A 24,044-nucleotide genomic window follows, 5' to 3' on the forward strand; every position below is an offset into this window, starting at 1 on the left:
CTTTCCCATCGCCTTGGAACCAGATATTGCCGATTTCATTGCTTCTACTGAAATACATTTGAATTCGGGGGATGTTGTCGTACTCTACACCGATGGAATTACGGAAGCTTTTGATATGAATAAAGCTCAATACGGTATCGAGCCATTGATTGAAGTTGTTGTCCTTAACAGGGAACAGTCAGCCGCAAAAATTAAGCAAGCTGTTATTGAGGACGTGCGGCGATACATGGGGGAGCAAACAGTATTTGATGACATTACTTTGGTAGTAATTAAACAGAAGTAATATCCGGAAAGCGTCGAAAGGACAGGGATGCGCGAGTTGTCGTGTTAACACCTAAATTCCCTAATTCCTGCTGGCGTTGATAGATGTCTACTTACTCCATTTCCTCACTTCTCTAAGCTGAGATTCTCAATTTAATTGTTACTTTTTCTGCGGCGAAAAAGGCGGTACATACCTCTGGGCATTCCAACTTTCGGTCAAGCTACAATTGAAGTAGCTATAACAGCAGAAGGGACTGGCACAATCATTTAAGTAAACGCAGCTACCCATCAATCACGGGCAATTATAGCTATAGCTATAGCAATCCTTGCAGGAGTCATAAATTTTTTACCCCACCCCAGCCCTCCCCGAAGCCGCGGTCCGGGAGTAAGAAATTCACAAATGATTTAGGATTGCTATATGTTATTTGATTTGCGATCGCGACTTTTTTTAACGAACCGCAGAGAACGCAGAGGACGCAGAGAAGAGAGAAAGAAAGAGGTTCGCACATGATTTAGGACTGCTATAGTTAGCCCTGTCTTAGCTGATTTTCTGTTGGAGGCAGGCTGGGCGAGTGAATTTGAAGTCTTTCCTGAAGCAGCCGCGCTTCCCCAAGAAGAAGAAACCACCGGGGAATTGTGGATTCGCGGCATCGTCATCTTTCTACAGCTTCGCTTTAGCTTGCTCGGCATTCACGCCAGACAGGGCTAGCAGTGTACACCCTAGATTGTTCCGATCAATTAATCAACTGCTTGAATGCGTCGTGTTCGCGAATTTTTTCTAAGTCTGCTTCAGTTTTTGCCAATTCTTTACACAAATTGGGGTTGAGATTGAGGGCGCGTTTCAAATTTTCAATTGCCAAGTCAATTTGGCCTTGTAGCGCATAACATCGGGCTTTATTGTACCAAATTCTGTAAAAGTCTGGCCGGATTTTAGCAGCATTGTCGTAGGAATCAATCGCAGCTTCGTATTTTTGCAATTTTGAGAGGGCAACGCCTCGATTGTTCCAAGCGTCAGTATAATCATTTTTAATTTGTAGGGCTTGATTGTAAGAAATTACGGCTTGTTCGTACTCCTGCATTTTGGAAAAAGCAACGCCTCGGTTGTTCCAAGCGTCGGCGTAATCTGGTTTGGCTTGAATTGCTTGTTCGTAACAGCCGATCGCCTCCTGGTACTTCTGCAACTCCAAGAGCACTACGCCTCGATTGTTCCAAGCGTCGGGATAATTCGGGCGAATTGTAGTAGCTTTTTCGTAAGAGGCGATCGCCTCTGGATACCGCTGCATTCTCGTGAGCACTACTCCTCGGTTATTCCAAGTATCGGCTAAATCCGGCTGAATTTGCAGGGCCTGATCGTAAGCGGCGATCGCATCTTCATAACGGTTTTCAAAGAAACAAGCATCTCCCTGTTTAGCATAGTCGCCGGCCGTCAATAGCTGTTGGTAATTGTTATAGTTAACCGGAGCAAATTCTTGAATTTGGGCATCGGGCAATAACAAGTCTGTTTCTGCATCCGCCGGGTGACTTTGGTGTTGAATTTCGCCTAAGATACTTTCAGCGTCCGAAATTAATAGTTTTAATTGAGAGATTGTATCGTAATGGAGACTTTCAATTTCTTGGCGAGCAATTGTTGTCTGCTTGGACAGTTTGCTCAACAGAAACCAAACTCCGACTCCGGCTGCTGTCGGAAACAAAGTTAAGGCAATTACGAGCCCGTTCAGCAGTACCGCCGTGCGCCCGAAAGCAATGTCAACTTCTTCTTGAACTCGATCGCGAATCTCTTCTTTAAGTTGCTCCTGTGGCAATTGCTGCTGAACCAAAAGTGCTGCCGCTCTCGGTTCAGATGCAAAAACGGTATTGGCGCAGACTAGAATAGTCGAAAGGGCGATCGGGCGAATACTTGTGCTAAAAATACTTGACAAACGTCTTGCCTTAGTGATAGACACCTGATTTGCGATTTTCATCTTTCAAGAAATGCTAGTAAAGATGATCCCAGACTAGCCCATTTGTTTAAAAACTATAGCGCATCGCGTGAGAACCCCGGTCTTTCAAGGTCTTGATGAAACCTGCGTTGCAGCTTAAAAGCTGCTCGTCACTTCTTTCTACAAGATTCTACAAAATAGAGTAGGATTATGCCTAAGGAGGTGATTCAAGTGTTAACCTTAACTTACGAGTACAAAGCAGTACCCACAAATAAGCAGGTCCAGCTAATCGATCACACGCTGATCCTGTGCCAAAAGGTGTGGAACTTTGCTTTACGTGAGGGTAAAGACTGGATTAATTCTCGTAAGTGCCGGGTGAATGCTTGCTCAATCACGTCTGAATATATCGTTCCTGCCGATGCACCTTATCCGAATTACAACGCTCAAGCGAAATCACTGACCGTTGCTAAAAAGCAGTATCCAGAACTCAAAACGGTTAATGCTCAAGTGCTACAGCAAGTTTTGAGAAAACGGGAAACCGCATTCATTGACATCAAGCGCGAAGGAATGGGATTTCCTCGATTCAAGAATCGCTATAAAATGCGCTCATTCGTGTATCCGCAATTGGGGGCTACTCAATTCCTCAGAGGCAATCAGATTAAGTTGCCAAAGTTGGGCTTGATGGAGTATGTCAAGTCTCGCAAGATCCCAGACGGTTTTGTTGCAAAGCAAGTTCGGGTAGTTCGCAAGCCATCGGGATACTTCCTCATGTTCACGTTGGAATGCAATGTTAAAGTGCCGCATACATTGCCAGCGGGTCATCTGAGGGGAATTGACGAGCGGCTTGATAAGTTTGCTGCAACCTCTGATGGAAAATTGATTGAACGACCTCGATGCTTAAATTCATTGCATCCCCAGCTGAAATTGCTGCAACGCAGACTGAAACATAAGCAGAAAAGATCGAACAATCTGCACAAGCTAAATCGGAAAATTGCACGATTGCATCAACGCATTGCTGATACTCGTAAAGACTGGCATTTTAAACTCGCTCACAAACTGTGCGACGACGCTGGAATGCTGTTGGTTGAGGATATTGACTTTCGGGTATGGGCGAAAGGAATGCTAGATAAGCACAGGCTAGATGCTGGATTTGGGCAATTTGTCTCGATTCTGCAATGGGTGTGCTCGAAGCGAGGTGTTTACTTTGACAAAATGAACAAGGATTACACGTCGCAAGTCTACCCACAATGCGACACGCATACTGAAAAAAAAGATTTGAGTGATAGGCTTCCTATCTCTCATGAATGTGGCTACACAACTCATCAAGATGTAGCCGCCACACAAGTGATCCGCTTTTCAAGGGATCTCTGCGCTGCGTCGCAGCGTTCAACAAATTGCCTGTGGAGACGGTCTGACGGGGACTGGTAACAGTCTAGTTAAGAGTCAAAGAAGCAGGAAAAAGGGTGGAGAGACACGGTCCAAGCCTGTTTCGTAAAATCCTTTGAAAATCCCCGCTCATTCATGCCGGGGAGTACGTGAATAAATACAGGATATCTATGGTGCAGTCTACTCGGATCAAATTGCTGACGCAAGAATTGCTAGAGGAAGTTGCCGCTTCCTCCCGCCGCAGTCCCCGCCAGCGACAAAACTACAATTTTCATGATTTGTCCTCTGAAAAAGTGCAGCGGTTTGTCAACGTGCTGCAACCGGGCACTTACGTCCGTCCTCACCAACACCTGCGCCCGCCCGCAGTTAACGGTTTTGAGTTTTTCATAGTGATTCAAGGAGAAGTCGGTATTGTTCTTTTGAACGAAAACGGTCAAATTCTTAGTTCCTTGCGAGTCAGCGCTGCGGGCCCGACTCGCGCTGTCGAACTTCCAGAGGGCACTATTCACACGTTAGTAGCTTTGGCGCCGGATACTGTGATTTTGGAGTTCAAGGAAGGACCTTATGAGGTGGCGGCGGATAAATATTTTTTGGCAGATTTTCCTGCTGAGGAAACTGCGGCGGCGCGGGAATTAGTTTTGATTTGGGAAGCGGAATTTAACAGTTGATTGATGACTGATGACTGTTGACTGATGACTGTTGACTGTTGACTGTTGACTGTTGACAGTTGACAGTTGACAGTTGACTGTTAAAAATCTAAAATCTAAAATCTAAAATCTAAAATCTAAAATCGATCGATTGATTACTACTGACTGATGAATCTAATTGTCGTCATCCGATTGTATAAATCCGGGGCGGTGCGAATAATTTTTCTTAGAAGTTCATCCGTCACCCAAAAGACGACGGGAAAGGAAAATTTTTTGCTAAATTCGCTGCATAGTAGGTTGGTAGAAACGAGCAATCGATCGATCGCCTGCACTGATTCCAAACCGAGGATCATTAAAGCTGGAGGCTGTTCCCCATCTACTTCTGCAGCGATTGTCCTGTAGAGAGTTGTGGCCGATTCGGGCAAAAACACTTGCCGTGGTTTGACGGCAGAAGTTGCTTGCAGCCGATCGACTATTTGCTGCCGCACAGCCAGTGAGTTGCAGTTGACTAAAATGAAAGAAAAGTAACCTTGGGAAAGACGGAGCGCCCGAATTAAAGTTGAGAACGACCGCTCGTTATATTTAGCTGAGTCGTACTTGGCTGCATCGTCTTTAGCTGTATTTTCTGAGCTTTTCTGGACAAACATATATTGCAGATTTTTTATCTAGTTTTAGAGATTTTCTAGATTAAACGATGTTTCTAAAGAAAATCTGAAGCTCGGATTTTTTTTTCATTTAGAAACATTTCGGTCACTCTAGCACGGTTTTAAATTAATATCAATAGTCTGATAGACTAATTTGGCCCCGGCCGCTCAAAAAGCCACTTGCGACTGTACAACCAAAGTATAGCAGAAGTCCGATGTCCGTCGGAAGAAGCAATATTTCCCAAGGGTTTGTGCAATTAAGAACGTTCTAAATATCGCGCGAGGTTGCTAAATAAACTGTAATTAAACATACAAAACAATCACCGGGCATTCTCAGCCAGCGGCAAAGTAAACCAAAAACTTGCCCCAGCACCGGGACTGCTAATTACCCCAATTTCCCCGCCGTGAGCGCCAATAATTTGCCGACAAAGATATAGACCCAAACCTAAACCTACGGAGTGTCGGGATTGATCACCCCTAACGTAAAGGTCAAAAAGATGTTCGCACTGTTCCGGCAATATTCCCGCCCCGTCATCTTCAACGGTACAGTAAATCATGCTACTTGAGGAATTGGGGATTGATAATTGGGGATTAGTAATTGGGGATTGTGGATGGGTAATCGGTAATTTGTCGATGTCTTGTTTTCCTTGTTTTTGATTTATAATTAATTTACCCGCCTTGATTACTTGAGCGGAAACTGTTAAATTTAGTCCGGGCAGATTGTGCTTTAAAGCATTAGCAATTAAATTAGAAAACACGCGCCTTAACTGAGTATGATCAGCATTCACGGCGGGCAAATTATCGGTAATCAAATTTTTAAAATTAGCTTTAGCCTCATTCATTAAAGGCTCCAAATCGGCCGCAGCCGCTTCAACTACGGCTCTCAAGTCAACTCGATCGCAGTGCAAAACCAAACCGCGCAATTCCCCGGCGTGAACTTCCAAAAGCGAATTTATCAACCGCAACTGCTGTTCGCTACCTTGAATCATCCGCTCCAAAACAGAACGGGGAATTGCGATCGAATCCCCAGTTTTCCTCTGCCAATTTTTTAGCACCATTAACATTCCCGCCACCGGGTTTCGCAAGTCGTGAGAAAGAGCGTGGATAAACAGCCGCAGCGATTTTTGTGCCTGTTTGCGCTGCGTGATATCCTCAATTAAACCCTCATAATAAAGCACGGAGCCGCTGCGATCGCGTACCGCCCGCGCCTTCTCGGAAATCCAGACAATACTCCCGTCTGAGCGGTAAATTTTAGATTCAAAATCCGATACTGTGCCGCTTTCCTCGATCGATCGCAAAAACTCATTTCTGCGAGCCGGATCGACGTACAACTGCCGATCAATATCAGTAAACTTTGCCGTCACTTCTTCCGGGGAATCGCAGCCGTAAATCCGCGCCAAAGCTGGATTTGCAGTAATGTAGCGGCCATCGGGAGTGCTTTGAAAAATTCCCTCGCCGGCATTCTCGAAAATGCTGCGGTACTTCGCCTCCGCCGCCTCCAACTGCTGGTAAGCAGATTCCAACTCCCGCCTGGTACTAAACTCTGTCCGTTGCAGACATTCGTACCAATAAACCGACAAATCGCAAATCAAACAAAACCAAAACAAATATAAGTACAACCCGGTCAACTTAAAAGGAGTATACTTAGCAAAACTTAGATTTAAAACCAAATTTATGCCGACGTGGAAACACAAAACGCCGAGTTGAGAAATCAGGTGGAGGCGCCAGCGGACGGGCATCAGCGTAGCTTGGATCAGAAACGCTAAACTCCAGGTAAAAATTGGTAATTCCCCGGCTTGTGCGACAGCTAGCCCAAGCTGTACAACTACCGTCAGCGACCACGAAAAACCCAAAAATAGCAAACCGGGATAGCGCTGTCCGAAGGAGGTTTTTTGTAAGACAAAACAGGTCAGCAAACCCAATTCTACAGCAGCGCTCGTGTACAAATAAACACTTTTAAACTCCTGGTGAGCGAAGAATCTTTCGCCCAGAAAATAGACAGTTATGGTGAAGGCAAAAAAGATGGCAATTCCCACAGCAGGGCGCAGCCTGTCTCGGAGGAAGCGATCGCGCCACACCTCGTAAACCGTTAACGCCTGAACAGATTTTGCCTTGCCCAAATAGCTCATACCATTTTAGATTTTAGATTTGAGATTAAAGAATTGAGAAAGATCGATCGTCCGAGTTGACAGCAGGTAGCGAAAACCAGAAAGTCGAGCCACCTCCGGGAGTGCTTTCGACGCCGATGAAGCCACCGTGAGCTTTGATAATTTGCTCCTGACAGGTACAGTCCCAAACCTAGGCCTGTTAATTGTCGGCTATTAGGGTCTGGAACGTAAAGTTCAAACAGAGATTCCCGCTGTTTGGCGCTGATTCCCACTCCATTATCTATTACACTACAGCGAACCATTTTTACGGTGACTCCTGGCAATTTGCTGCCGATATTGCCAATTTGACCTTGATAGCGGGGCATTTTGCAACTGCCGTCGAGGTGAAATTTGGCCCGGGTTTCCTGATTTTTCTGGGTGGTCTCGCACATCCTAGGACGATCGCCCGCAGCAGAGGCGAGGTTAGGGATATAGCGGGCGATCGGATTATTTAGCGATGTTAAAGCCTGTGAATCTTCTTCATAACGTAGCACTTTTTCAACTTCAATTACCTCAGCTTTAAAAGTTATATTAACTCCCGGAGGATTGTGTTTAATAGCATTAGTCAACAGATTTTCCAGCACCCGCTGCAAGGGTTTGCTGTCGGCATTGACTTGTGGCAAATCCGCCGGGATTTCCTCAGTCAAAGTTGCTTGATTTTTGGCTAACATCGGTTCTAAATTGGCAACAATTGCTGAAGTTAAAGACTGCAAATACAGCGGTACAGTATTGAGAACAATACCTTTGACCTCGCTAGCGTGAGCGTCGAGCAGGGCATTAACCATAGTCAACTGGTGTTCGCTGGCCCCAACGATCCGCTCCAAAATCGATCGAGAAACCGGAACATCCTGTAGAGAGTCAGAGGGCGATTTGTTGAGCAAATTTTTCAGCAGTATTAACATTCCCATAACTGGAGTGCGGAGATTGTGAGAAACTGCGTGCAACAATAGGTCTTTCAGGGAATTGATTTCTTCCAGTTCGTGCATTTTTTGCTGTAGTTGGCGGGTGCGTTCCTCCACTTGAGATTCCAAGTTGGCATTGAGAGCTTTTACCTGCTGCAAAAGTTGGGCTTGCTGGAGAGCGATCGCCACTTGGGTAGCGAGTTTTTCCAACAAATCAATTTCAAATTCCTGCCACTGGCGGGGCTCCGAGCACTGGTTGACGGCCAAGATCCCGAACAATTCATCGCCCAGGACGATCGGCACATTTAACGTCGCTCTAATTTGATAGTCGCTGTATAATTGGGCAACTGCACCGCTGAGTTGAACGCTAGCAGTATCGGAGATAGCTCGGACACGGTTGGTGGCATAAAACGTTCTCAAGTTTTCGAGGTGATTCTCATCAGCGAGCACCCACCCGAGAAGAGAACGGCATTGGCTTCCCACAGACTCGGCCACAACCTTACCGTACACTGGGCTAGGAAGATGTACCCCGTCCGCGTCCATAATACCGATGAAAGCGCGGTCTGCCTTAAAAAATTGCCGGACTTCGGCAACAGTAGTGTTGAGAATTTCTTCGAGGTCGAGGGAGTGGCGAATTCGCAGGGCCATTTCTGAGAGCAAGCGATCGTGATCGGAGGACGCGCGCAAAGCCACTTCCGCGCGGTGGCGTTCGGTAACGTCTTGTACTGTCGCGGCGATCGCCCCTGACTGAATTGCCGACTGTTCGCAGACAGTGCGTTCGGAGCCGTCTGCCACCACAATTCGGTAGTTAATACAATAGGGTTTGTGCTCCAACATAGCTTGGCGGTGCGATCGCGCCACCAATTCTCGGTCTTCTGGATGTACCGCCTGCAAAAAAACGGATGGTGTCGGTTTGACAGTTCCCGGATCAAAACCCAAGAGGCGGTAAAGTTCGTTTGACCACCGCAATTCGATATTGGATATATGATGTTCTGCGGATTCTTCGCAGTTGTCAGTTGCTGTGACGGCGGTGCAATTTAAATCCCAATTGCCCAACTGAGCGATGCGCTGAGCGTTCGCCAGACTAGCTTCGCGCGATCGCAGCATGGCGGCCGTGCGGCGCACCTCAAAAAGCGCTTGCTGGCGTTCTGCTACGGCGGCCGCCAACATCAGAGCCACAAGGGCGATCGTACCGGTAAAAGCTTGTAAAAATAACACCGCTTGTTTGAGATTATCGCTTTTGGCCAAAAACGGGCCCCCTCCCTGCACCGCTCCCCAAATCGCGATGTAAGACACGATCGAATAAGCAAAAATCGCGGACGGCGGTTGAAACCGCAGGGCGGCCCAAACTATCAGAGGAAAAGGCAAATACTCCAGCGGATACTGAGCGCTCGCCGCCTGTGTTTTTGAGCAAAAAACCAGCCAGCTAACGCTCAGCAAAAGAGTCAGCCAGAGCGCTCTTTCTAAATAATTAATAATCAAAAATAGAAGATTATAGCGGTTTTTATTTGCAGAAGATGTGCTTGGATAATTTGTAACTTGGAATTTGTAACTTGGAATTTACCCAGTTAAAAAATGCTTTTAATCTTGAAATAATCCCAGGTTTTATCTCACATTTTACACCCTGATCAAGAACAGGCAAGATGCCATTATCAAGAACAGGCAAGATGCCTGTTCCACGAGAAAATTCATCTCTTGTGGAACAGGCATCTTGCCTATTCCTAAACAAGTAATTGAGAATAATGAAACATCTCAGTTTTAGTGGAAATTTAAAACTGTTAACGAGGTGGTTCAAAGTCAGCAGCACTGGGGTCACAATCAAAATTCCCATCCCGTCTCCGAGCCACGTAGTCCACCAGTTCCGAGAAAAATTGCTCCACTGAGTCCAACCAAAAATGCACGCGCCCAAGTTGCCGAGGGTAGAGCCGAGGAAAGTAGACCCGATGACAGCGCCCACCACCAAACCCAGAACATCTCGCAATCTTGCGAGTTTGGTAGAAAATCCGCTCCGAGTGAGCAAAGCCTCCCCAACCAGCGCTTGCAGGGTGACGCTAAAGGCTGAGGTGACAATGACGGCGGACGGTATACCGTCCGTAAAGTTTAACAGCACCGAACCCAGGGCAATTCCCGGCCACATCCGCCGCCCTTGCAGTAGCAGTGCCGCTAGAGCAATACCGGCGGGTGGCCACAGGGGAGAGGCTTCGGCTTTCACCAGTCCCAGTATCGACCCTGCGAGTTTTCCGGTAACAAAGTAGGTCAGAGCCAGGATACCGGCGTACAGAAGCGGTCGAGTGTGGCGGTTGAGCAGTTTCATTTTTTGTGCAAGAGAATCCTCCATTCCTAGTTTTTAATTTAGGCGGCTCCTCGGCGATCGCGCTTCCTCCTGGCGACTCACCTGACTGGGGGAGTGGGGAGTTGACTGTTGACTGTTGACTGTTGACTGTTGACTGTTGACTGTTGACTGTTGACTGTTGACTGTTGACTGTTGACTGTTGACTGTTGACTGTTGACTGTTGACTGTGGTTATTCGTAGCAGCTACCCACTAACTAATGACTACTGACTACTGACTACTGACTACTGACTAATGACTACTGACTACTGACTACTGACTTTTTAAAATCCAAAATTCCGCTTGCCATCAGGCTTAACCGTAAGCCAATTGGTCTTTGCCATTGCCAGTTGTTCCTCAGAAACTGTAGCGTTGGTAAGATTCGCCCCGCACAAATTTGCCCCCCGCAAATTCGCCTTAGCCAAATAAGCCCCCGTCAAGTCAGCACCTCGGAAATCCGCGCATTCAAAATTGGCAGTGCTGCAATAAGCCTCACTCAAGTTAGCATCTCGCAAATTCGCCTTAATTAACCTCGCGTGACCCAAATTCGCCCCCGACAAATCCGCTGCTTGCAAATTTGCCTTCACCAACTTAGCCTCATAAAAATTCCCCCCCGCTAACTGCAATTTTTGCAGTTGCAGCCCAGACAGTTCGCAGCCAGCAAAATCGCGCTTACCTTTAAAATATGCCGCTCGCAAGCTGTTGGTGTCCCACTTAGCAGCAACTTTCGGTATCTTTGACGCTGGTAAACTGCCCGTAGAATTTCCAACCGTCCCGAAACTTCTGCCGGACTCAGCCAGAGTTCGGGAAACTCTCGGCTGCATCCCCGTGTTGCCGGATTGGCTCAAGGAAGTTTTACCAATGCGGCTTTGGTTCGATCGTAAATCTTGATTGATTTTGTTCTGAGGCGGTGACCACGAAGAACTCGCGTCATTAAATATAGTCAGTTCTTCAACAGTACCATTCGAGCCGTTGAATTTAGTTGCCAAGCCATCGATAAGACTTGGGTCTTCAAATTCCCCGGAGAGAGCTCTGAGGACATCTGCTGCCGATTGGAAGCGGTGGCCAACCATCGGCTTGAGCATTTTTTCGAGAATCCGCCCAAAATATGGACTCACCTGAACGTGGGGCTGCCAAACAATTTCGCCCGTTACTCCATCAAAATCTAAATCCTTGGGCGACTTTGCTGTGAGCAAGTACAAGCAAGTCATGCCCACGGCGTAGATATCGCTGGCAAATATCGGCCGCAGCGCCATTTGTTCCGGGGGAGCGAAACTAAATGTGCCGACTGAAAATTTCGTGTTGGCGCTGGAGTCGTTGGGGTCGGCGGGGTCTGATAATATTGTTTGGCTAACTTGGTCTTTTACCGCTCCGAAGTCAATCAGAACTAAGTGGCTGTCTTGAACTCGGCGAATAATATTTGCGGGTTTGATGTCTCGGTGAATTACTCCTTGGCTGTGGATATATTGCACTACTGGCAGAATTTCTAATAGAAAATTTTTAACGTCCGATTCATTGAAACGGCCTGACTGCTTGACTTCTTGTTTCAAAGTCGAGCCTTTAACATACTCTTGAACTAAGTAAAATTGCTGGTCGGTTTCAAAATAGTCTAGTAGCCTCGGTACTTGCGGGTGGTCGCCCAGTTGGCCGAGGGTTTTCGCCTCTCGCTTGAATAATTCCCGCGCCATTTCTAAAACTCGCGGCGACAAACTACTGGGTCGCAGTTGCTTGACCACACAACTTGGTTGACCGGGCAATGAGATGTCTTTTGCCAGAAATGTAGCTCCAAAACCTCCTTGTCCTAAGGGTTCCATGACTCGGTAGCGAGCGCGCAGCAATAACCGCGCACCGCACGTCTGACACTGGAGAATAGAGTCAGGAGGGTTTTGAGGATGGGCACAGCCCGGATTTACGCAGTAGCTCATATGGATTGAGTTTGCCTATGTTTTTCTGATTTTGCCAGCGTCGCTCGACTGCACAAATTGCCTGTTCCTGCTTCTGCTAGAAATACTAATCTATCAGTTGCCGGCGGCCCGTGCGTCCGGTTGCGAATTGGAATTGCACCTAAGTCTTTTAGGCAGATATCTTTTCCCTATTTTGATTATCTCGCTGCTGCGAGTTTTTTCCGTTTATTATCCTTGAAGATAGTTTAAAGACTTGCTAAAATTGTCCTTTTTTGTGTAAAGTCTTTCTACACTTAGATGCTTTTTCCGCTGTTAGATGTCTCTAGCATACCTCATTGAGAGAATGAGAATGTTACTCATCCCCCAGCAGTGATAGACCTTTAGGCCGATCGCTCGTTTTTCCTTATGTATACCATAAAGGTATTGACAATTTGAAAATTTTATGGTAGGAAAGGCTTGGCCGAATAAATTCTGTGACTGCACAGTCGAAGCCGGTCGGCGCAGACTAATGAGTAATAACTACCGATCGCGGACAACTAACTACTGACTAAATTATGCGTATTTCTCTAAACTGGCTGCAGGAATTGGTGGATGTGTCGATCTCCCCGGAAGAATTAGCCGAAACCCTGACAATGGCAGGGTTTGAAGTCGAAGATATCGAAGACCGCCGCCCTTGGGCAAGCGGTGTAGTTTTGGGGAAAATCATCGCCTGCGAACAGCATCCGAATGCAGACAAATTGAGAGTTTGTCAAGTGGATGTGGGCTACTCAGAAGCTTTGAATATTGTTTGCGGCGCACCCAACGCTAGAGCCGACATTTACGTGCCTGTCGCTGTTGTCGGAACTTTTCTGCCGACTATTGATTTAAAGATTAAACCTGCTAAATTGCGGGGCGTTCCTTCCGAAGGAATGATTTGTTCTCTGGCAGAATTGGGACTGGCTAAAGAGTCAGCCGGCATTCACATTTTCGAGTTAGAAAATCCCGAATTGGGCAGCGATATTCGCCCACTTTTGGGTTTAGACGATGTGATTTTAGACTTGACAGCAACTGCCAACCGTGCTGACGCTTTGAGCATGGTGGGTGTAGCGCGGGAAGTAGCAGCGCTGACTGGGGCGAGTTTGAGAATTCCCGAAGCGAATGGTGTTGTGATTGAGGGCAAAGAAAGTCCTGGTTTGGCAGTAGAAATATCCGAACCGCAAGGATGCCCGATTTACATCGGCACGGCAATTGAAGGTGTGAAAATTGCTGATTCTCCAGCTTGGTTGCAGCAGCGGTTGCAGGCGGCGGGAGTGCGGCCGATTAATAATGTAGTTGACGTAACTAATTACATTTTGCTGGAATGGGGACAACCGCTGCACGCTTTCGATCGCGATCGCCTGCAATCTTTCACCGGTACTCAAGATATCAGCATCGGCGTCCGCTTTGCTGCATCAGGGGAATCCTTCAAAACTTTGGACGGACAAAACCGCAAGCTGCAAGCACAAAATCTGTTAATTACTGCTAGCGACAAACCCGTTGCCTTAGCTGGGGTAATGGGCGGCGAAGATACGGAAGTTCACGAAGACACGCAAAATTTAGTTTTAGAAGCAGCGATTTTTGACCAGGCAACGATTCGCCGTTCAGCCCGCGCTCAAGGCCTGCGGAGCGAGGCTTCGATCCGCTACGAACGGGGGGTGAATCAGGCGGCCTTGACGACGGCCTGCAACCGCGCTGTTGCCCTAATTTTGGAGTGGGCTGGAGGCACTGCGACGGTGCAGAAAATGGCGAGTTCGGGCGATGATTTGAGTTTTAGCCGATCGCTCGAATTGCGTTTAGACCGAGTACATCTGGTTTTGGGCCAGTTGAAAAGAGGACAAACGGGCCGTTCTAAATATCTGGAACCGGAAGAGGTAAAAAATATTCTCACAGCCTTGGGATGCGAAGTTGTTGCGACGGAAAAAATAGGGGTGTTGGCGATAACTGTTCCTCCTTACCGCTACCGCGATTTAGAAAGGGAAATTGACTTAATTGAAGAAGTTGCCAGACTCCACGGCTACGACAATTTCTGCGATACTTTGCCCAGCAAAACGGAACCCGGTTATCTGTCGCCGGAATATGCGGCAATTCGGAATGTGCGATCGGCTTTTCGGGCGGCCGGTTTGACCGAGTTGATGCACTATTCTTTGGTGAAAACTGAGGGAGACAATCAGGTTGTGCTGGCGAATCCCCTGTTTGTAGAGTATTCGGCTTTGCGGACAGAAATGCTCTCGGGTTTGATTGATGCTTTCCAGTACAATTTGGAACAGGGAAATGGCGCACTAAACGGTTTTGAAGTCGGCCGCATTTTCTGGAAGGAAGAGGGCGGGCAGGATGCCCACCCCACAATTAATGGAAAGCAGGATGCCCACCCCACAATGAAGGAAGCCGATGCAGTGGCGGGGATTATCGGCGGCGATCCGACTGTGTGGAAATGGCAGCAGTCCGGGCGCGATCGACCTTTGACTTGGTTTGAGGCCAAGGGGGTTTTGGAAAGCGTGTTTCAGGAGTTGGGTTTGTCGGTGGAATATCAAAGCGATTCCTCTCATACGCGCTTGCATCCTGGCCGCACCGCTGCGTTATCGTTAAACGGGCAACATTTAGGAGTGTTCGGACAGTTGCACCCGCAATTGCAGCAGGAAAAGGGTTTGCCGGAGCAGGTTTACGTGTTTCAATTAGATTTAGCGGTGCTGTTGGGTGGATTAGGGCGATGCAGCAATTCGACTCGCAAGTTTGCGGGTTATTCGAGTTTCCCCCCTTCTGACAGAGACATTGCTTTCTTCGCACCAGTTGAAGTTCCGGTTGTTGAGATGCAGAGTGCGATGAAAAAGGCGGCCGGTAGTGTGCTGGATTCCGTGGAACTGTTCGACGAATATCGGGGCGACAACGTACCTGCGGGACAGCGGAGTTTGGCTTTTCGGTTAATTTACCGCGCGGATCGCACATTAAACGAAAGCGATGTCGAACCGGTACAACAAAAAGTCCGCGATATCCTAGTTGAGAAATTCGGCGTTAGTTTGAGAAGCTAAAATAGGCCGCTACTCACCAAAGTCGGTCGGCAGGGAATTCATTCCCTGCCAGACTCAGGGAAAAAGCCTTAAATTGACACCAATGGCCGCAACATATCCCCAACCATAAAGGAAAAATCGGGAAACTGCAAAGGAGAAATGCTCGCATCATCCCCAAGAACTACTATACTTTGATAACCATCTTGATTCGGCTCTCGAAATACGTGAAGTTGCCGATTATTAACATCCAAAACCCAATAATCAGCAATTCCAGACTGAGCATAAATAGTCGCTTTAATTCCCAAATCGGTTCTCAGCGTAGTATCGGCAACTTCAATAATCAGATAAACTTCAGACGGAGTTGGATGGCGGTCTTCATAGTAAAGTGGATCTCGCACAAGTAAAGCAATGTCAGGTTCCGGTTCCGAGAAATCATTTAACCGAACTGGATCTTGTATGCTTAGCAATACCAACCCCCATAAAAGGTTCTGTAATAGCTCTACAGTCCGTTTCAACGCTGCACCGTGTGCTGTTCCTTTGGCTGCCATCTTTACTATTTGTCCCGCCAGTAATTCTACTCGTTCATCTTCGTCAAGAATCCCAATTTCGGCCATGCGGTGATACTCTTGAACCGTCAACAAACGAATGTCTAATAAATTCATAGCAATCTACTCCTCTCTAACAATCATCTCTCTTTCCCCTCTTCCTCTGCGCCCTCTGCGCCCTCTGCGGTTCATTAATCTTATTCTTAAAATTTTAGTTAAAACATCTTACTCTTATTGTACAATAACTTTTAAACAAATTCATCTAAAGCTCAAAACCGTGACCAAATATGTGATGTGGGGAAGTTACTGCGAAGACGTTCTCGAAAAACGCGAGCCGTTTCGAGACGCGCACTTAGCAGGACTTGCCAAGCAAAAAGAATCGGGCGTGTTAAGTACGATCGGGCCAACAAAAGACTTAACTAAAGTTTTTGCAATTTACGAAGCACAAGATGAGGCGCAGGTGCGACAATTGGTGGAAGCCGATCCTTATTGGGTAAATGGGGTTTGGACTGAGTACGATGTGAAAGAGTGGATTCAAGCTTTTTGAAGGGATTAACAGGGTGAACATCTTAAGACTAGGCGACGAGGAACTAATTCCAGTAGACTATGGCGATTTGCTAGACAAAATTTTAGAAGCTTTGCAGGGAAACAACCCATTTAGCATTTCGGGCGATAAGCATCGTTTACTAATAGATATTGACGCGGTAGCTACTCAAATATCGAGTGAGAACGTGCGACATCCTTTGGGTCTTTTTGAACATCAAGTACATTCTGCCACAGTGAATTTCACTCCCGAAGTTGAAACTCGTTTCCTCATTCAACTTAGGGAGATAGAAATTAATCTGCGGCGGCATTTAGAATCAATTGTGGGAGAAAGTGTTGCAATTGACAAGTTTGTAGCTAGTTTAACCAGTCCCCTAGAATCTTTTAAAGGAAAGGGCACTCAGTTAGGTCTCAAATACGATTTTGACACGCAATATCACAATTTGCAGAAACAAAAGCTGACTTTGGAACGCTTGGGTACTGGCAGCGATTCGCTGCTGAAGTTTCACAAAGTGACTGTTTCTGTCCGCAATGCAGATATTTTTGAAGAAGAGTTGAAGCAGGGTTTAGAGAATTATATTGATGAGAAAGCCGAGACTGAGGATGACAAGGAAGAACTGAATCGCCTGCTTGAGGAAATGGTGACAGATGAAACTTCTGATTTTCACCGTCTGGTTCGAGTTGTGGATAAGGAAACTCTGGGACAACTGAAAAAAGAAGCAAAAATTACTTATTTGGAGTATATACTTGACAGTATTGCTCCCCACCAAGTAGATTCTCGTGGCTGCATTTATTTGCAAGATTTGATCGGGCGTTTGCGGTTGATAGAAGACTATATCAACGACAGCAATAAAGTTGAGGGAGATTACCTGGTTAACTACCAGGGAACTGAAGTTAATTATAAAGATATGTTTTCGCGAGCGGAAGCTTTGGATGCGCTTCCCATCATTCCCATTATAGCAGGTAATCTGGGAGAAACAACGGATAATTATGGGGGCGATCGCCAATTTATTTTTGGTTTAAAACTCAAGTTTGGTAACCCCGTTCAATCGCGGGGCGGTGGTAGCGTATTGGACTACAATCTCAGTTTCCTAAATCCTGACAGCGAGGAACACTTAGCCGCATTGGAGGCACCAGCAAATCGTGAAAGTTTCTTTCGCAAGGTATTAAAAATAGCATTTTTGTATCACTTTGTCTTTGCCTCAAGTCACAACCCGCTAGCAGCTAATTATCGCCCGGAATCCGAACTCGATTGCCAACCAATTTTAGGATTCGAGCGAGTAGTTATGCCAGTATTGCAGAGTTCCGATGAGGAAAATAAAAAGAGACTTTTACGAAATTTTTTCAAGCGTTTTAATGAAATAAATGTCGCCCATAAAATTCAATGCCTTAAGGTTTTTTTGCAAGATTTTATTAAACAAAAAACCATTTTGCAACCTCGCACAGAATCGCGGCACATTCTGATTAAAAGAGGCCTCCTCCAAAAGATAGATAATACTTTGACAACCGGGGAATTTTTTAAAGATGTCGTGCAGCGCAATCCCAAGGAAACGCTTCAGTATATTTCCGTGGGACAGGCGAATGTCAGCCAAGAAGCTATCTGTCAGTTGCCGGTCAATATTACAATTGAAGATGTCCGCTATTTTCCAACTGAGGAATTCCAAAGTTTCAGCATGGAATACAATATCAAAGGTATGTATGCTTTGCCCGTACTTTGGGTTCCTAAAGCCGATCGATCGAGAAAAATTTACAGTGAGAATTTTAAGGAAAAATTAGTGGTTTTCCCCTACGACAACCGACGCTTAGACAGCAAGGAAGGTTTCAAACCACAAACAGCTTTTGTTTACAAATTTGCTGTTTCGCTGATGTCATATATTTGCCTGCGAATCTTGTTACAAAAATTACCAAATAATTTATTCGTGCCGATGGTGAGACTTCACGAAGGCTACCACGAGAATCCTTCGCCTTCAGAAAAGTTTATGGCACATCTTTCTAAAACATTATCTCACATTTTGAGCGAAAAACACCGCTCGAACTCCCAAGGATTTCGCATTATGGGTGACAAATATCATTTGACCGCCAAAAATGGCTTGAGTTCCCTGTATTCAATATTGCCTAAAAAGTTTCGATTTAACAACGTGCAGCTATCTCCTGAGTTGGATAATTTAGCAATTATTGCAGTATCCACTAGGGACAGCGACGAGAGAAAGGGAAGGGGCAGATCTCATAGAAAAGCCTGTTTGTTGGGCGAAGTCGTCGGAATCAAGCGCCAAGAAGACGATACTATTCAAGTTGGAATGCTGAAAACTTTCTCAGAAAACTACAGCGTTCAGGATCTTTATACTCAGCCCTCAATTCTTGGAGATATTGTCACCCAGTTGTACAATCGAGGATACCGAAATTTTGTATATATCTCGCAAGCACCTTATATGAGTACGCTGCACATTACTCAAAATGAGGAAGATGAGAAATTGTTTTTTATGTCAAAAGACATCATCAAAACTTTGAAAGGAGAGCGGGAAGATATTATAATTTACCCGGTTTTTTTTGATAAATACTACGTTTACAGCGCCAAACAGCATCGGGGAGAATCTTTTTATATTCAAGATACAGCGGAGCTTACCAGCTTATTTGCAGATACGAGCAAGCAAGCTGCTGTGTTTTTCAATTTGTTTAACGGGATTAAAGTACAGCAAGGGGAGAAAAACTTTTACAATGGGGTGATTTCCTATTCGACGCTGTTGAATATTTATCAAGGCCTTCTTGACGATCGAGATATTCGCCAAGGTTTGATTTATGAGGGGGAAATCAAAAATACTTTGCTGCACTATTTGACAATATTTCACTTTTCCCGGTACGAAGCTCGCCAAAAAATTAGTTTAAAGCTCGATCCCTACGATCGCATTATTGGCGATGACTCAGTTGGTGCTTTATCTGAATTCAGTCACTGGGGTGGAAGTGCTAATTTTAATTCGCTGGCATTTTTGAATAAGGTAAGAGAAGTGTTAAATGCAACCGATCGAGGTCAAAAATAATGATAGCAGCAAACTTCGGTCGCCTCTTTGAAGTTGGATTTAATATCGGGATTTTGGCTTGCATTCAGCAGCAAAAAGTTGCTCACAATTTTGGCAACTCGTACCGTCTGGATTTGCAGCAGCTAAAATTTCCCGAGATGGTAGCAGAAATTACTCGGCACGCCAATCTGCTTGGCAGTTTGGACGGTAAAATAGTTGAGAAATGGAGCCTATTTTATATTCATAAAGGCTTTCTGGGCGGCTTGAATTTCTTCCGGGAGTACCTCAAATCTGTTGACGGAAAACCGCAGCATTTGAAAATTTTGTACTATCAGTGCAGTTTTACTAAAACTAACAGCATGGGAGCTAATGATAAAGAGGATATAGAAGGTTATAAAGAAGTTTTACTGCAACTAAAAGCCGGGCAATATAGCCTATCAAATGCTGATATTAATTTGTACATCAACCGCTACTCAAAAAAAGGCGAGTTTTTGCAAGCGGATACGCTTTTGCTGTTACAGAAAGGTAAGAATTTTAGAATTCTCTGCGTTGATTTATCTGTCTTTTCTCCCGCTGCTGCTGAGGTTGCCGATTTGAATGAAGTTGAGGTGATGCGGAAGCTGTTAGGGAGGGAAATTAGCTATTTGCGATCGAAAAGTGTTTTTTCTAACCTGGGAATCGATACCAGCACTTTAGGAATTGATTTTTCGGAGGGGTTGAAAGACTATTTTAAAGCTTTTAACTATAAGGATAAGGAAACCAGTAAGTTAATTCAGGCGGGTAGCTATGCTCACAGTTTCTATGGATTTATGCTAGAAACCGGGATGATTTCCAGTGATGCTGAGGTGTTGTTTAATGTAGTTGGTTACAGCGATCGCACTGTCAATGCTATTTCCCTTCGTAAAGATAAACTTGATCTTTTGTCTACTTGTTCGCAAATATACAAAAACCCACATACAGACAAAGATATTAGCAGTGTTCGCCGCCAGGTTTTAAAAGTTATCCAAATCAACGCGACTCGCAGTTTTAAAGAAGGCAAAAACTTTGTCGATTCTCTGTTAGCAATTGGGGAAAAGTCTACAACTGTATCTCATCCTGAACGGATTGATGGTTTTGCTAATTCGATCGATATTATATCAGACGAACTGGCAGCTAAATTGCAAGTTAACACCGGATTAAATCTGAGAGAGGCTCATGCTGAATTGATTGTGAAAGCACTTCAGTCTAATGAAACTTACATTTTTTTAACGGGGAATCCGGGAATAGGTAAAACAACTGCGATCGCCACTTTCCTCAAAAGCCATATCGATGACGGTTTCTTATTTTTTTACGTCAGTCCCCGCAAGCAAGTAAACTTAGATATTATCGAAAAATTCAAAGATAAAAATACTGGTTTGCTGTGCGACGATCGGTTATTCTGTATTAACACAAACTCTGACATTATTGCCAGCAATGCGGGACGCCGTACCGTCAAGTACGCCTCGAATAGCCGTGATGGAGATTTTACAGAAACAACGGTCAAGTTTCTCAAAGACAATCCAGAAATTAAGAGAAAAGAGTACCACCAGCGGCAAATTGAAAGAAAAGGAGAAACCGTAATTCAACCCGCTAGCGTCAAAACTAGGGGAGTGCTAAACAGCATTTGCGATGGCATATATACTCTGATTAACGGTAAGATTTGTAATAATATTGTCGCCACTGTTTCTATCCAGTCTTTGAAAGTAACAGAAAACGGAGAAAATACCCTCCGGCACTTTGAAAAGATATTTCAAGATGTTTTCAACAAAAAGGAAGGGAAAGTAATTTCTGGTAAGATGCAGCAAATATCCAGCCGCATCAAACACTTATTCATTATGATAGATGAAGTCACCGGAGACGACGGCGGTGTCGAGTTTTTGTCAGGAATTACTCAAATTGTCCGAAATTATGAGTTGGCAGATTCGCGGCACGGTTTTAATACTAAAATTATTGTAGCGGATGCTTCGATCGTAGATGTGGATGTCATCAAACAGCACCTGGAAAATATCTCGCCAGAACCGGATAAAATTTATTTCAAAAAGTTAGCTGCTAATTCTGAAACTATCCCACCATTACAAGTCATTCCATCATTTAAGTTTAATCGATTGGCTGCAACTGCGATTAATGCTAATTCCTACCCAGCCCGCAGTTTAGAGATAACTTACAAGGTGTTTATAGAAGCTGTTAAATATAAGGAAAATGCGCCTTTAAAATTGAAGAATAATTTAGTCAAAGCAGTTCACTCGGCAATAGTGGCTGATATCGATCGGCGATTAGCACAACCGGGTGTTGAACAAATTATAGTCTATATTCAGGATAAGGGAAGATTGGCAGAATTAATTGAGAAAATTCGAGATTGTCGCGAAAAATTCGAGCCGTTTAATGATTATCTCGAAATTCATGCTAGTATCTCGGAAGAGGAGAAAGAAAACATACAGGAATACAAAAATAAAGCTAAAGTAATCTTTATGACTGCATCGGGAAGTCGCGGCTTATCTTTCCCGAAAACTAAACACATTTTAGTTGATATTCCCCGCTTTCAGATTGAGAAAAATCTGATGGAGGTGATACAGGTTATTTATCGGGGACGGGGGGAAGATGAGTCAGGTAAAACCCTTGACGGTGAAGATAAGGAGTTGGTTTTTTACCTATCAGATACAGCATTTTATTACGAGGATGACGCGGAACTTTCCCTGCAAGAAAGCAAGTTGAGTTTGTTGAATTTACTGCTAATTCTCAAGACTGCGGTGATGACGCGAATTTTGGGATACGGTTATTTAGGTAGGGAAAAGTTTTTGATGATTCCCATCGGCGGTAAGTCGGTTTCAGCAGTGGGGGATACTTTTAGTAGCAAGATGGCTTCTCTAATTAAGACATTAAAAAGTGAACACCTGAGCAACCCGAAAAATAAGTGGCTGCAAGAGGTTTATAGGAGTCTGGAGCGGCTTTTTGGTCGTGGGAAGTTTGTTTTGACAACTTCCGGCACCTCCCGCCAGACTGGCGATTCCTACCTGCAAATGCGCGAGGACTTTCACAGCAAGTTTTTGCAAATGTGCAATCCGCTTGAGGGTTTGCTAAGTTATGGGAATATAGAAAACGGTCTTATTTGCGGTAGTTTGTTGCTAGTGCATCTTCGCGAAACAAAATTAGAGGAAAGTTACAAAATGCGGCTTTATGAGGAAATTAAACAATGTGTAAATGATGAATTGCTGCACAAGATGTACTGGATTAGGGACAGCAAATCCTCCCCAGCGAATTTGATTGCCGCTATTAGAGGAGGTGCGATTGAATTAGTCAAATTGCTGAACGGTGAAATCGAGAAAACTCAGTGGTTGGAAGAATATAGCCAGCAGTTCGATCGCTATTATGCCATACCGCTGTTTGCTTTTGTCAGCGGGGAGGAAATGCAGGAGTATTTTGCTGACAGCCAACTGGAAGAACCGGAAGACAGGCGGTTTCGGGATATTTTGTCGGCTTATGTGCGATCGATCTACCCTGTAGATAGTGTAATGCCGATCGGGCACAAGTATCAAGACTTTCCATTTATCGTGTTTAGAAGCTACAGTTTAGAACAAAGCCGAGAAAAGATTTTTACAGATAAATATCTTTTAAGTTCCAACGAATTGAACGTGCTCAATTTAATTTTGTCGAAGCAGGTAAACTAGACCTCTTGCATTGCCAAGCTTTCAATTCCTTCAATAATCTGCGTTTATCTGTGTTGATCTGCCTTGCATCTGCGGTTTCTGTATCAATCAAAGACTTATGCAATGCAAGCCTACTGAAACTTGTAGGCTGCGTCAGCTAGCTGTCACCCCGCAGAGAAAATAAAACTCTTCCGGGGCACCCTACTTGCTACTTGCTAACTTCAAACGGCGTGTATTTCCCCCCCAAAGCTTCGACGATGGCACGAGTATTAGCCGACATCATTTTCACATAAGAATCGCCCTCGCTTCCGGCCGCCCCAATCGAATCCGAATAAAGTTGCTGCGCCGCCAATTTCACCCCCGCTTCCTCCGCCACTGTTCTAATCAGTTGCGGGTTAATTGTAGTCTCGGCAAAAATAGCAGGAACTCCCGCAGCTTTCACCGATTCTACTAACTTTTGCACCGTTTGAGCGCTCGGCTGTTCCTCCGTACTAATCCCGATCAAACTGCCCGCACTTCCCAATCCGTAGGCGCGGCTGTAATATTGAAAAGCATCGTGAGTTGTTACTAATTCGCGCTTATTTTCGGGGATTGTTTTAATCTCTTGTTCGATCCAACTATCCAAACGTTTTAACTCTTCAGTAAGTTTCACAGCATTCTGCGTAAACTTCTCCCGATCTTCCGGCGACAGGTCGATTAGCGCATCCCGAATTGCTTCCACCATTTGAATTACATTTTCCACATTTCCCCAAACGTGCGGATCGGGTACGGTATTGCCTTCTTTATTCAGTAGCAAAGGCTTGACTACTTCCCCCACTGCTAATTTCCGCGCCTTAATTCCGGCGGCATTCATCATCCTAATTAATCCCGGTTCCAAATTGTAACCGTTATACAAAATTAAGTTAGCTTTTTCTAAAGCTTGAGAATCTTTTGGCACGGGTTCGTAAACGTGAGGATCGGTTCCCGGCTGCAAAATTCCTGTTAGCTGAACTTCGCCACCCGCTACTCGATCGGTCAAATCCTCAATAATTGTGCTGGTAGCAACTACCTTGGGTTTAGCATCTGCCTCTGGAGAGAGGCGATCGCTCTGGGTTTGAGCGCAACTAAATAAACCCAC

The 24,044-nt window shown here is 45.2% G+C and carries 16 protein-coding genes; 8 read left to right on the forward strand and 8 right to left on the reverse strand.

Translation table 11 applies throughout. The annotated features are described in order from the left end of the window. Positions 1-283: PP2C family protein-serine/threonine phosphatase (locus ACUVJL_RS28370; protein ID WP_445248900.1), on the forward strand; the 283-nt coding region annotated here is incomplete at its 5' end. A gap of 531 nt (positions 284-814) precedes the next feature. After that, a complete protein-coding gene (locus ACUVJL_RS28375; protein WP_445248901.1) occupies positions 815-970 on the forward strand; it encodes a hypothetical protein in 156 nt (51 codons plus the stop codon). A 25-nt stretch (positions 971-995) separates the two neighbouring features. Here ACUVJL_RS28375 and ACUVJL_RS28380 read toward each other — a convergent pair whose 3' ends face one another. After that, positions 996-2,222, reverse strand: coding sequence for a tetratricopeptide repeat protein (locus ACUVJL_RS28380; RefSeq protein ID WP_445248902.1), 1,227 nt, complete (start codon positions 2,220-2,222; stop codon positions 996-998). Between the two features lie 168 nt (positions 2,223-2,390). On the opposite strand from ACUVJL_RS28380, the gene ACUVJL_RS28385 reads away from it, so the two are divergent. After that, positions 2,391-3,608 (forward strand): RNA-guided endonuclease InsQ/TnpB family protein, encoded by a 1,218-nt coding sequence (locus ACUVJL_RS28385; protein WP_445248903.1) that lies wholly within the window; start codon positions 2,391-2,393, stop codon positions 3,606-3,608. Between the two features lie 128 nt (positions 3,609-3,736). Further along, entirely contained in the window at positions 3,737-4,234 is a 498-nt protein-coding gene (locus tag ACUVJL_RS28390; RefSeq protein ID WP_445248904.1) for a WbuC family cupin fold metalloprotein, read from the forward strand. Between the two features lie 137 nt (positions 4,235-4,371). Here ACUVJL_RS28390 and ACUVJL_RS28395 read toward each other — a convergent pair whose 3' ends face one another. The 5 genes from ACUVJL_RS28395 to ACUVJL_RS28415 all read right to left on the reverse strand — a co-directional run bounded on the left by ACUVJL_RS28395 (position 4,372) and on the right by ACUVJL_RS28415 (position 12,161). After that, positions 4,372-4,860 carry a hypothetical protein gene (locus ACUVJL_RS28395; protein ID WP_445248905.1) on the reverse strand — a complete coding sequence of 163 codons (489 nt, stop codon included), beginning with the start codon at positions 4,858-4,860 and terminating at the stop codon, positions 4,372-4,374. 317 nt (positions 4,861-5,177) lie between these two features. Next, positions 5,178-6,986 (reverse strand): PAS domain-containing sensor histidine kinase, encoded by a 1,809-nt coding sequence (locus tag ACUVJL_RS28400; RefSeq protein ID WP_445248906.1) that lies wholly within the window; start codon positions 6,984-6,986, stop codon positions 5,178-5,180. Further along, positions 6,983-9,388, reverse strand: a complete 2,406-nt coding sequence (locus tag ACUVJL_RS28405) for a GAF domain-containing protein (RefSeq protein WP_445248907.1) — start codon at positions 9,386-9,388, stop codon at positions 6,983-6,985. Before ACUVJL_RS28405 ends, ACUVJL_RS28400 begins: the two co-directional genes overlap by 4 nt. A gap of 22 nt (positions 9,389-9,410) precedes the next feature. Then, entirely contained in the window at positions 9,411-10,244 is an 834-nt protein-coding gene (locus ACUVJL_RS28410) for an MASE1 domain-containing protein (RefSeq protein WP_445248908.1), read from the reverse strand. 276 nt (positions 10,245-10,520) lie between these two features. Then, positions 10,521-12,161, reverse strand: a complete 1,641-nt coding sequence (locus ACUVJL_RS28415) for a protein kinase domain-containing protein (protein ID WP_445248909.1) — start codon at positions 12,159-12,161, stop codon at positions 10,521-10,523. Positions 12,162-12,694: 533 nt separating this feature from the next. On the opposite strand from ACUVJL_RS28415, the gene pheT reads away from it, so the two are divergent. Beyond that, on the forward strand, positions 12,695-15,184 hold the full coding sequence (gene pheT / locus ACUVJL_RS28420) for a phenylalanine--tRNA ligase subunit beta (RefSeq protein WP_445248910.1): 2,490 nt from the start codon (positions 12,695-12,697) through the stop codon (positions 15,182-15,184). A gap of 68 nt (positions 15,185-15,252) precedes the next feature. Here pheT and ACUVJL_RS28425 read toward each other — a convergent pair whose 3' ends face one another. Then, the gene (locus ACUVJL_RS28425; RefSeq protein WP_445248911.1) at positions 15,253-15,825 is read right to left on the reverse strand and encodes a Uma2 family endonuclease; all 573 of its coding nucleotides are present in this window, start codon (positions 15,823-15,825) and stop codon (positions 15,253-15,255) included. Positions 15,826-15,985: 160 nt separating this feature from the next. Between ACUVJL_RS28425 and ACUVJL_RS28430 the strand changes: the two genes are divergently transcribed. Genes ACUVJL_RS28430 through ACUVJL_RS28440 form a run of 3 tightly spaced genes read left to right on the forward strand, consistent with a single transcriptional unit; the run spans position 15,986 to position 22,948 of the window. Next, positions 15,986-16,255: a YciI family protein gene (locus ACUVJL_RS28430; RefSeq protein WP_445248912.1), complete on the forward strand. Its 270-nt coding sequence runs from the start codon at positions 15,986-15,988 to the stop codon at positions 16,253-16,255. Between the two features lie 13 nt (positions 16,256-16,268). Beyond that, complete coding sequence (locus ACUVJL_RS28435; RefSeq protein ID WP_445248913.1) at positions 16,269-19,286, forward strand: hypothetical protein; 3,018 nt, start codon at positions 16,269-16,271, stop codon at positions 19,284-19,286. Next, a complete protein-coding gene (locus ACUVJL_RS28440; protein WP_445248914.1) occupies positions 19,286-22,948 on the forward strand; it encodes an ATP-binding protein in 3,663 nt (1,220 codons plus the stop codon). Before ACUVJL_RS28435 ends, ACUVJL_RS28440 begins: the two co-directional genes overlap by 1 nt. Positions 22,949-23,135: 187 nt before the next feature. Here ACUVJL_RS28440 and ACUVJL_RS28445 read toward each other — a convergent pair whose 3' ends face one another. After that, positions 23,136-24,044 (reverse strand): metal ABC transporter solute-binding protein, Zn/Mn family, encoded by a 909-nt coding sequence (locus ACUVJL_RS28445; RefSeq protein ID WP_445248915.1) that lies wholly within the window; start codon positions 24,042-24,044, stop codon positions 23,136-23,138.

The sequence above is a fragment of the Microcoleus sp. OTE_8_concoct_300 genome, assembly GCF_031383065.1.
In the GTDB taxonomy this organism is placed as follows: domain Bacteria; phylum Cyanobacteriota; class Cyanobacteriia; order Cyanobacteriales; family Microcoleaceae; genus Microcoleus.